Annotated in this window: 12 protein-coding genes; 5 read left to right on the forward strand and 7 right to left on the reverse strand. The window is 40.1% G+C overall.

Annotated features, from left to right (window positions below):
* The 4 genes from ADM33_RS04660 to ADM33_RS04675 form a co-directional block, all read right to left on the reverse strand.
* Positions 1-633 (reverse strand): SSURE domain-containing protein (locus ADM33_RS04660; protein WP_049503383.1); only part of this gene is annotated, 633 nt, incomplete at its 3' end.
* A 158-nt stretch (positions 634-791) separates the two neighbouring features.
* Positions 792-1,457, reverse strand: a complete 666-nt coding sequence (locus tag ADM33_RS04665) for a potassium channel family protein (RefSeq protein ID WP_049503384.1) — start codon at positions 1,455-1,457, stop codon at positions 792-794.
* Between the two features lie 13 nt (positions 1,458-1,470).
* Positions 1,471-2,847, reverse strand: a complete 1,377-nt coding sequence (locus ADM33_RS04670; RefSeq protein WP_049503385.1) for a TrkH family potassium uptake protein — start codon at positions 2,845-2,847, stop codon at positions 1,471-1,473.
* Positions 2,848-2,879: 32 nt separating this feature from the next.
* On the reverse strand, positions 2,880-3,644 hold the full coding sequence (locus ADM33_RS04675) for a nucleoside phosphorylase (RefSeq protein WP_049503386.1): 765 nt from the start codon (positions 3,642-3,644) through the stop codon (positions 2,880-2,882).
* Between the two features lie 188 nt (positions 3,645-3,832).
* Here ADM33_RS04675 and ADM33_RS04680 point away from each other — a divergent pair, with 188 nt between their 5' ends.
* The 3 genes from ADM33_RS04680 to ADM33_RS04690 all read left to right on the forward strand — a co-directional run bounded on the left by ADM33_RS04680 (position 3,833) and on the right by ADM33_RS04690 (position 5,234).
* Positions 3,833-4,285, forward strand: a complete 453-nt coding sequence (locus ADM33_RS04680) for a DUF3290 family protein (protein WP_049503387.1) — start codon at positions 3,833-3,835, stop codon at positions 4,283-4,285.
* Positions 4,282-4,914 carry a DUF421 domain-containing protein gene (locus ADM33_RS04685; protein WP_049503388.1) on the forward strand — a complete coding sequence of 211 codons (633 nt, stop codon included), beginning with the start codon at positions 4,282-4,284 and terminating at the stop codon, positions 4,912-4,914. The genes ADM33_RS04680 and ADM33_RS04685 overlap by 4 nt, the downstream gene beginning before the upstream one ends.
* A 116-nt stretch (positions 4,915-5,030) precedes the next feature.
* Positions 5,031-5,234 (forward strand): CsbD family protein, encoded by a 204-nt coding sequence (locus ADM33_RS04690; protein ID WP_049503389.1) that lies wholly within the window; start codon positions 5,031-5,033, stop codon positions 5,232-5,234.
* 62 nt (positions 5,235-5,296) lie between these two features.
* Here ADM33_RS04690 and ADM33_RS04695 read toward each other — a convergent pair whose 3' ends face one another.
* Positions 5,297-6,514 carry a carbohydrate-binding domain-containing protein gene (locus ADM33_RS04695; RefSeq protein WP_049503394.1) on the reverse strand — a complete coding sequence of 406 codons (1,218 nt, stop codon included), beginning with the start codon at positions 6,512-6,514 and terminating at the stop codon, positions 5,297-5,299.
* Positions 6,515-6,720: 206 nt separating this feature from the next.
* Between ADM33_RS04695 and ADM33_RS04700 the strand changes: the two genes are divergently transcribed.
* Positions 6,721-7,497 carry a polyphosphate polymerase domain-containing protein gene (locus ADM33_RS04700; protein WP_049503390.1) on the forward strand — a complete coding sequence of 259 codons (777 nt, stop codon included), beginning with the start codon at positions 6,721-6,723 and terminating at the stop codon, positions 7,495-7,497.
* Complete coding sequence (locus ADM33_RS04705) at positions 7,490-8,173, forward strand: DUF4956 domain-containing protein (protein WP_049503391.1); 684 nt, start codon at positions 7,490-7,492, stop codon at positions 8,171-8,173. Before ADM33_RS04700 ends, ADM33_RS04705 begins: the two co-directional genes overlap by 8 nt.
* Positions 8,174-8,309: 136 nt before the next feature.
* Here the strand turns inward: ADM33_RS04705 and ADM33_RS04710 are convergent, their stop codons facing one another.
* Together ADM33_RS04710 and ADM33_RS04715 are read right to left on the reverse strand one after the other, a co-directional pair.
* Positions 8,310-8,873, reverse strand: a complete 564-nt coding sequence (locus ADM33_RS04710; RefSeq protein WP_049503392.1) for a sugar O-acetyltransferase — start codon at positions 8,871-8,873, stop codon at positions 8,310-8,312.
* Positions 8,874-9,011: 138 nt separating this feature from the next.
* On the reverse strand, positions 9,012-9,479 hold a 468-nt coding region (locus ADM33_RS04715; protein ID WP_049503393.1), incomplete at its 5' end, for an LPXTG cell wall anchor domain-containing protein.

The raw sequence follows: 9,479 nt of genomic DNA on the forward strand, positions 1-9,479 counted from the left end.
CTTGTCTGAGGCCTTCAAGATAAGGCGAGTCAACATACCATCACCAGCGAAGAATTCATAGGGAATGACTTGGTTGACACCAGCTGTGAATGGGCCAGGGAAGTTGGCTTTGTCCAGGTAAGATGCTGGAACGTCTACCGTATCTTTGGTATTGTCAGCCACACCTTTTTGCACTTCAGCTGGAGTGGTTTCTGGCTGAGCTTCACTTGTTTCACGGTCTTGTCCAGAAACTGTTGTCGCAGGTTTAACCGTATCTTCTGTCTGTTTCTTAGATTCTGGTTTTGCTTGCACTTCTTCTTTTGGTACTACTACTTGCTCTTTATCAGCAACATCCACTTTTTCTGAAGAGCTTGTAGTATCCAAGCTGACTTTAGGTATTAAGCCTGCCTGTTCTGAAGGAAGAGCTACATCAACTGCTTTCTTGAGAACCTCTGCTGTTAAGTCGCTCTTTTCACTCACCGAAGCAGCGTCTGGCACGACTTGGGCAGAGGTGGGATTGACTACATCGGCACGTGCGGAATTTGGTTGACCAACTAGGACAAAGAAGCCACTGGCCACAATAACTGAAGCAACACCGACACTGAGGCGACGAATAGACCAACGAGTATATCTTTGATTTGGATTGAATTTCATAGGATTCTCCTTAGAGTTTTTCTTTATTTGATGACTCTAGTATAATCTCCTAAAATTAAAAAGGATTTAAGAAAAAGTTAAAATTTTTCTTAAATCCCTCTTATAAAATACTTATATTGACTCAATAGTCGTTGAAAAAAAGAATAGTCATTCCTCTTCTACTCACTAAGGCTTGCTAGGGTATCCAAATATTGGTTATTAATCACCGCCATGATATAGGTATCCGGTTTTAATAAATCATTTGGTCCAAACTGTACATCTAAGGGAGCATTTTCGTAGTCACGAAAACCAAGAATATTGAGATTGTATTGTCCTCGAAGGTCAAGTTCACTTAGACTCTTACCTGCCCACGATTGTGGAATTTTCATCTCAACAATAGAGACATTTTTGTCCAACTGAAAAACATCAACGCTGTTATTAAATAAAATAGTCTGTGCCAATGAGCGCCCCATTTCAAACTCTGGTGAGATGACTGAATCTGCGCCAATTTTTTCAAGGACTTTTTTTGCTGTATGGCTTTTAACCTTAGCAATAACAGTTGGTACTCCTAGACTCTTGCAATGCATGACTGCAAGCACACTAGATTCTAAATTTTCCCCAGTTGCCACCACAACTGTATCGCAGGTATCAATTCCTGCTGAGAGCAAGAGCTCTTCATCTGTTATATCTCCAACAACTCCACGTACCAAGACAGGTTCGAACTGATTGATTCGCTCCTCATGGTCGTCAATGGCGATTATATTTATATCATGCTGAGCGAGGGCGGTAAGTACACTACTCCCAAAAATACCCAAACCTAAAATTCCAATTGTCCGATCTGACATAGTTTATCCTTTCTTATCCTATGGTAATATCTGCTTTCATATAGTGGATCATATCTTTCTTATCTGGTTGATACTCAGCCAAACTAACTAATAGAGTCAGTGGCCCAATTCGTCCGATAAACATCAGTAGCATGATAATGCTAAGAGCTAATCTGCCTAACTCTGGTGTCAAATTTGCAGTTACTCCGACCGTAGCAAGCGCTGAAATTGTCTCGAACATGATGTAGATAAAGCGCGGATTCCCCTCTGCGGTTACCCCTAACAGGATCAAGCCCAGCAAGAAAGTTAGCAAGAAGATAATAAAGACACTGAATGATTTTTGGACTGTCCGAGGTAAAATTGTTCTTCGAGCTACATTGGCATGAGGCAAGCCTAAAAGCTCACTGCGTGCAAATACTAATAATACAAAGAAGGTTGTGATTTTAAGCCCCCCGGCTGTTCCACCAGGCGCCCCACCGAGAAACATCTGCAAAATATAGATCATCAAGGTAACAGGCCTAGCCTGAGTAAAATCAATAGAAGCGAAGCCTGCCGTCCGCATGCTGACAGTTTGGAAGAAACTGACTAGCAATTTATCTGGGAAGTTGAGATTTCCAATCGTTCCCGGATTGCTCCACTCTATCAAGAGGGTTGAAACTGTTCCAGTAAATAAAATTCCTGCTGTCAAGAAGAGAACCAATTTGGTATGGAAGCGAAGCCGACGTTTTTTCTTGCTCAACTGCGTGGCCAGGTCAAACCAAACCATAAACCCTAGACCACCTGTGATGATCAAAGCAGCAAGCACTAGATTAATCAACGGATCAGTTTGAAAAGCTACTAAACTTGTACTTCCAAAATTATCAAAACCAGCATTACAGAAAGCTGAAATAGCTACGAAGATAGAGGTAAAAATTCCTCGGCCCCAACCAAATTCCGGAACAAAACGAAAACTTAACAGGAAGGCTCCGAGTCCTTCAACGATAAAAGTCGTCAAGAAAATCGAACGTATGAAAACCATTAAAGACTGAGTTTCTCCATAACTAAAGCTCTCCAGAATTGTTTCACGGCTACGAAGACTTAGCTTTTGCTTGCTTTGAATATAAAAGACCCCTATAAAGGTCATGAGACCCAAACCACCAATCTGGATTAAAAACATACAGATTAACTGCCCCCAGATGTTATATGTGGTAGCTACTGGTTGAGTAAAGAGTCCTGTCACACAGACCATGGATACTGCTGTAAAGAGATGGTCGAAATAGGTCGCTTGGGAGCTTGTTGCTTGCACAAATGGCAGACTCAAAAGGAGAGAGCCTGCGAAAATAACCAAAGCAAAACTTAAAAAAATTCGACGAGCAGGTGATAAACGCCCCAAGGTCGTGTTTATTTTTTCCGAAAATGATTTGAATAACATAGCTACATTGTACCACAAAAATCTGAGAATACTCACATATGGCTAACAATCTCAAGGCAGAGACCTAGCGCCTTATCAAAAGCTTCTGCACCCCAATCGCGTTGGTCATAGTTATCAAGATCTGCCAAAGAATCTGCCGTAAACAACAACTCACCCCAAACTGCTCCACGAAGCTGAGCTACTGCCGCAAGAGCTGCACACTCCATCTCCACAACTACGCAGCCTTCTTCCTTGCGATAGGCAACTTTTTCAGCTGTTTCTCGGTAAAATCCGTCTGTCGACCAGGTCATGACTTCTTCGTAAGGGACACCTAGTTGTTCCAAAACTTGCTCGATAGCAGAAATTGCTTGAACATGCACATCCATATAACGAGAAGGTGGTGCATAATGGTAGCTGGCTCCTTCATCGCGTAGGGCTCGAACTGGAACTAGAAAGGCATTTTCTTCTATATTACTCAGCACCCCGCAGGTTCCCGTGGAGATGATTTTCTCCACACCGTAACCAATCAACCAATCCATAAACTGGGCCGCAGGGGCAGAACCAACAGGAGCCTGACTCAGACATACTTCCTCACCCTTGTAACTCATGACATAAACAGGATAGGTTTTAGTGGCAGACACAAACTCCCCAACGCACTCCGCCCCTACTTCCTGAGCAAAGCGGTCAATCTCCTCCTCCAAAAATGCATAGATGCACTTCTTTGGCAACTGTAAATCTAATCCTTCGTGATTTGGCATGATGACTGCCTGAGGATTATCATCAAACTCTAAAATGGGAATAGCATGTTTTTGAATCATAGAGCACCTCCTCTAAATTTTTACTATTATATCAAAAGCTAAACGAAAGTCAAGTTCTGCTCTAAGTTCAATAAATAAACCTACTTTAAATAGGAAACAACAATTAATTGCTTTTTTCGTCATAATAAACTTGCTATAGCTTAGGAATTATCTTATAATAGATTGAATTTGAAAAAGGGAGAAATCTTATGAAATTCTATTCCTATGACTATGTGCTCAGTCAGATCAGTCAACAGAATTGGGCCATGATTATCGTATCAGCTTTACTGCTTATCGTGACTGGATTTTTTGCATTTAAAGCTTTCAAAGATAAAAAAGGGAGCAAGTTCCGTGAATTATCGCTCATTTCTATTTTGACCTTAATCGCATTCGTTTTGATAAGCATTACGAATCTTCAAAACAGTCAATCCAATGATAATCAATTCCGCTCTTCCCTAAACTTTATCGAAGTCGTTTCAAAAGAATTAGGTGTAGATAAAAAAGAGGTCTATGTCAATACCTCAGCAGTAACTGATGGAGCTATTATTAAGGTTGGCGAACATTTTTATCGTGCCATTAGCGGGACTGACCAAGATAGCTATTTATTAGAAAAAATGGAACTCTATAAATCAGATGTTGAACTCGTGGAGGTTGAAAAATGATAAGCTTTTTTGCTACAATTGCAATTAAATTGGCCTTGGGGCTTCTTTCTCTTGTTTTTGTTATTAACGTAACAGGTAAAGGAAATCTAGCACCAAGTTCTGCAGTGGACCAAATCCAGAACTTTGTTCTCGGGGGTATTATCGGTGGGGTTATCTACAATAGTTCTATTACCATCATCCAATACATTGTTATCCTCATTATTTGGACTATTCTCATCCTGCTCCTTAAATGGTTGAATACCAATATTTCCTTTTTCAAACACTTAATTGACGGGAAACCAACTATTATCATCAAAAATGGTAAGTTAGATCCTGAAGCCTGTCGCTCAAAAGGTCTTGCGGCTGCAGATGTAGCTCTTAAATTGCGCGCTCAAGGAATTTTCCAATTGAAGGATGTCAAGAGAGCTGTGATTGAGCAAAACGGACAGCTGATTGTCGTAAGAATGGGTGACGAAAATCCTAAGTACCCAGTGATTACAGATGGTGTTGTCCAAGTTGAAATCTTAGAAACAATTGGCAAATCCGAGGAGTGGCTAACTGAGAAATTGAAAGAAGAAGGTTTCGAAGAAGTCTCAAATATCTTTATCGCTGAATATGATAAAGGTCAATTGAATGTTGTAACCTATTAAAAAATAAACTGATGCTTTTCGTATCAGTTTTTTGCTTTTTAGTATAAAAGGGTATATACTTAAATTAATATCTAATGTAATTTAGATAATACAAAAAATTAACGGAGGTATCCCCCATGTCAATCGAAGAAAAATTCAACCAAGCTAAAGGTTCTGTTAAAGAAGGTTTTGGTAAACTAACTGGCGATACAAAAACTCAAGCAGAAGGAGCTGCAGAAAAGGTAGCTTCAAAAGCTAAAGAAGTTGCTGAAGATGCAAAAGAAGCTGTCGAAGGCGCAGTAGCTGGCGTTAAAAACATCTTTAAAAAAGACGGAGAATAATTCTTTTTCGTCCTAATAACATAAGAAAATCTCCCTTCTCTTTCGAGAAAGGAGATTTTCTTTTATGGTCGTCCACCAGGGCCTCCATTTCCTTGAGGTCCACCTCCACCAGGTATCGAATTGACAATCTCAGTTTGTTTTTCACCATTGAAATAGATGTCTCCGCCTGTGTAAGTCGCTGTTCCATCAAAGTCAAAACCAGTTTGACCAGTCATTTTGATGGTTCCTCCCGTAACAGTAATGTTACCATTTGAGTCAATTGGATCCGTGTCCCCCTGACCAACTTCAACCGTCAAATTCCCACCATTCATAGCAAAGAAAATTTCACTTTGTTGGGCATTTTTGTTGGCCACATTGACACCATCATCTGTTGAATAGATGGTGATATCTCCACCGTTGATAGTGATTGACTTACCTTCAAGCCCTTCTGTAGAATTCTTAACAGTATAGGTCCCACTATCGATGACCAAATCACCTGAAGCGTGGATACCATCATCACCTGCAGTAACAGTGATGGTATTGTCAGAGAGATACATGGTTCCAACAGAAGTATCGTCATCATTATCAACCTTAACTCCGTCTTCCTTGGCATCGATAGTCATGGTTGTTCCAGTAATGTTAAGTTCGTCATTGACATTAAAAGCGTCTCCGACTGCAGTGATGTTATAGGTCCCGCCTGTGATGTGAAGTGTGTCGTTGGCCTTGATAGCATTGTTTTTCTTACCATCTACATTGAGAGTCCCTTTACCATTGATGGTCAAGTCCACTTTAGAGAAGAGGGCCGCGTCAGCCTTGTCATCACTATTTGAAGCTGAATCTGAAAGGCTATTGGTTGTGCCATTTGCTAGAGTTAGGTAAACATGTCCAGCTGATGTTGCAGAAATAGCTGCATTGGTATTGGTCATTGTTACACCATTTAGAACGATGTGTACGTCATCTGAACTTCCAGCTTCGATCTTGATTTGAACTCCATCAGATTGACCAGAAATCACATAGGTACCTGACTTAGAGATTGTAACGGTAGATCCTGATACGGCCACTCCGTCACCTGATACCGTCGCCGTTGTTCCTGACAAAGTTACAGTTGCAGCTGTTTTTTCATCATAAGAAGTATCATAGTCCTTATCTGTAAAGTAACTAGATGTTTTCTTATTGGTAGTTACTGTTGTCGTCGCAGTACTATTGCCAGCTGTTGTATTTGAAGTTGACTGGGTACATGCTGTTACCAGTGCTAGAGTTGTTATACTTGTTAATAGGAATGTCCATTTTTTTGCTTTCATGCTCGTTTCCTCATCTTTCATTTTACATGCTCTTAGTCTACGGGTCTTTCCTAAAAGAAGCCTAAACTTTTTCTGAAAGTTTTCTTAAGTTTAGTTTCAATTAAGTTAAATTTAACAAAAGTTTTAGAAACCCCCTCTAGAATTGTAGACAAGCAAGTTCACATTGTTTAAAAATAGTATAACTGAAAGCAAGAGGAGAAAGACTTATGAAACCATTAGAAACAACTTTTAAGCGGATTGAAACCAAATATATTATCTCCAAAGATAAACTAGACAAACTGATTCAAGATTTAAAGGAATATTTAGTAGAAGACGACTATCCAATTTCAACTATTTCAAATGTCTACTTTGATACGGAAGACTTTGCTGTGCTCCAAGATGATGATTTTGGAAATAAGCGAAAAGAAAAGGTTCGGATGCGGACCTATCTCAGCCAACCCAAAGCAGATAGTCAAGTATTTTTAGAAATCAAAACCAAGGATCAAGAAGGAGTTGGTCGCAAATTTAGACTACTCTCAACTCCTATTTCTATCCTTAATTTTATGACCAAAGGGCACTTGGATGCTAGTATTACTGATACAGTCGTCATTGAAAAAGTGAAAAAGCTTCACCAAGATTACAAGCAGGCTATCAAGCCTCGTATGTACATCTACTACGATCGTTATTCATTAAAAGAAAAAAAATACATCGAGGGCTACGACTATCATAAAATTCGTATCACCATTGACCAAAATCTAATCTATAGAGATGAAAATGTCAGTCTCTTCGCAGGAAATCAAGGGGCTCCTCTATTAGATGACAATACTGTGATTATGGAGATTAAAGCTCCTGGAAACAAACCTCAGTGGTTACAAGACATTCTAGACAAGTATGGTTTGATGGAGCACAAATTTTCAAAATACAGTTGTGCTTACCACAAATCTCAAGGGCTTCCTTATGCACCACGTCCCAGTATAGAAAGCGCAGGTACCGCTTATGCTTAATCTATTTAATTCCATTTTCAACAACGCCACCGCCAGTGCAGATCCCTTCCAACTACTGCTGACTCTACTTGTCAGTTTAACTCTTGGCTTGGCTCTCACTTGGACCTACAAATATCGGACCCTCTATACCAGAGAATTTGCTATCAGCTTGACTCTGCTTCCCTGCCTCATGACCTTAGTTATTTTTCTAGTCAATGGGAGCTTGGGAACTTCAATTGCTGTAGCCGGAACCTTTAGTTTGATCCGTTTCCGTTCTGCAACAAGTGGTTCAAGAGAACTGATCGCTATTTTCCTAGCCATGATTATCGGTCTTGCTTGTGGAACAGGCTATCTCTTCCTGGCTATTCTCTTCACGCTCTTTATCTTGGGCGTTTGGTTCCTTTTGGAAAATCAACAGATTAAAACTGACAATCAACGCCGTAGACTTTTGACAATCACGGTAGCTAATCAAGAGAAGATTCAAGATGCTATCCAATCTGCTCTTGACCAATTCTGCTCAGAAATTGACATGATTACGATCAATAGCACAAATGCAGGGGACAACCTTAGCATTGTCTATGAAGTCGAGCTAAAAACAGAGGTCGATGATTTCCAAGTGACTAGCTATCTTACACAAAATATTGATCAATGCGATGTGGCATTGACTAAAAAAGCTAAAAAGAGAAAAAATCTCTAAAGACGAAAAACGAGGCTGGGATAAAAATTCCGACCTCGTTTTTTGCTAGCAATAAGTTTTTAATACTGAGACTGTTAGGCTTTTCGATTTCAAAGAGCTCTTTTGAAAAAGACTTCACTTTCTCTTTCTACAACCTTTAATTTCCTTTAACTGGAATCTCTTTGATAACTCGTGCTGGATTTCCTGCTAGAACTACGTTATCACCAAAGGATTTTGTAATGACCGCTCCTGCTCCTGCAACGACATTATCCCCTAAAGTAACACCCGGTAGGACAATGACACCTCCCCCTGCCCAGAAATTCTTGCCAATCGTGATGGGTTTGCCAAATTCTAGTCCCGAGTTTCGTTCATCGGGATCCAGCGGATGAAGAGGTGTTAAAAACTGACAATTAGGACCAATCATGGCATTATCACCAATAGTAATCGGACATACGTCCAACATGGTCAAATTCCAATTGGAATAAAAATTATCCCCCAGATGAATATTGACCCCGTAATCTACCATCAAGCGAGTGTTGATGTAGAGATTTTCACCAGTAGAACCAAACCATCCTTTGATGATTTCCATACCTTTTACTGGATCTACCTCTTCATTAAAAGCGGCTTGCTTTTGTCGCGCTGTTTGTGCTAGAGAACGGAGGTCTGGGTCGAATGGGTGATAGGGTTCTCCCGCGATCATTTTTTGATATTCTGTTTTCATGTTATTTCTTTCTTACTTGTTTTAGATGATTGTAGCATAGTTCTATCTTTAGTACAAGCATCAAAAAAACTAGTGCATCGCACGATGCACTAGTTTCTTATTAGAAAGTTGACTTTTATCAATACTTTACAGAGTTGATTAGTCTTCTTTCTTTTTACGAGCCATCAGTCCGAATCCACTTAAGACACCTAACAAGCCAAGCGCAGCAAGACTAGCATGATCTTCAGTACCAGTATTTGGCAATTGAGGAGTAGTTGTCTTAGCTACTGTTTCATTTACTGGAGTTGATTCCCTTGGTGTTTCTGGAACTTGGATTGGTTTTGGTTCTGGTGTCGAAACTGGATCTGGCGTTTGTTTCGAATCTGGTGTCGGTACCGGATTTGGTGTTACCACCTTCTTGTAGATGTGTTGGATATTACCGTCTTTATCTACAACCGTCTTCACAAACTCGTAACCTGAAATTTCTTTCTTCGGTTGTTCACCGTTCTCAGTCGGATATCCTGGAATTGGATTTCCATTTTCATCAACATAAGAGGTCGTAATCTTTTCGTAGACGTGCTCGGTATCTCCGTTCGGAAGTTTCTTAGTCTCTACGAAGCGGTAACC

Origin of the sequence: Streptococcus oralis, assembly GCF_001075875.1 — a bacterium.
Taxonomy (GTDB): domain Bacteria; phylum Bacillota; class Bacilli; order Lactobacillales; family Streptococcaceae; genus Streptococcus; species Streptococcus oralis_I.

What these genes read in the sequence shown, in the direction of transcription:
- ADM33_RS04665 (WP_049503384.1), bottom strand. Translation starts at nt 1,457, where the DNA reads ATGTCAGATCGGACAATTGGAATTTTAGGTTTGGGTATTTTTGGGAGT.
- ADM33_RS04670 (WP_049503385.1), bottom strand. Translation starts at nt 2,847, where the DNA reads ATGTTATTCAAATCATTTTCGGAAAAAATAAACACGACCTTGGGGCGT.
- ADM33_RS04675 (WP_049503386.1), bottom strand. Translation starts at nt 3,644, where the DNA reads ATGATTCAAAAACATGCTATTCCCATTTTAGAGTTTGATGATAATCCT.
- ADM33_RS04680 (WP_049503387.1), top strand. Translation starts at nt 3,833, where the DNA reads ATGAAATTCTATTCCTATGACTATGTGCTCAGTCAGATCAGTCAACAG.
- ADM33_RS04685 (WP_049503388.1), top strand. Translation starts at nt 4,282, where the DNA reads ATGATAAGCTTTTTTGCTACAATTGCAATTAAATTGGCCTTGGGGCTT.
- ADM33_RS04690 (WP_049503389.1), top strand. Translation starts at nt 5,031, where the DNA reads ATGTCAATCGAAGAAAAATTCAACCAAGCTAAAGGTTCTGTTAAAGAA.
- ADM33_RS04695 (WP_049503394.1), bottom strand. Translation starts at nt 6,514, where the DNA reads ATGAAAGCAAAAAAATGGACATTCCTATTAACAAGTATAACAACTCTA.
- ADM33_RS04700 (WP_049503390.1), top strand. Translation starts at nt 6,721, where the DNA reads ATGAAACCATTAGAAACAACTTTTAAGCGGATTGAAACCAAATATATT.
- ADM33_RS04705 (WP_049503391.1), top strand. Translation starts at nt 7,490, where the DNA reads ATGCTTAATCTATTTAATTCCATTTTCAACAACGCCACCGCCAGTGCA.
- ADM33_RS04710 (WP_049503392.1), bottom strand. Translation starts at nt 8,873, where the DNA reads ATGAAAACAGAATATCAAAAAATGATCGCGGGAGAACCCTATCACCCA.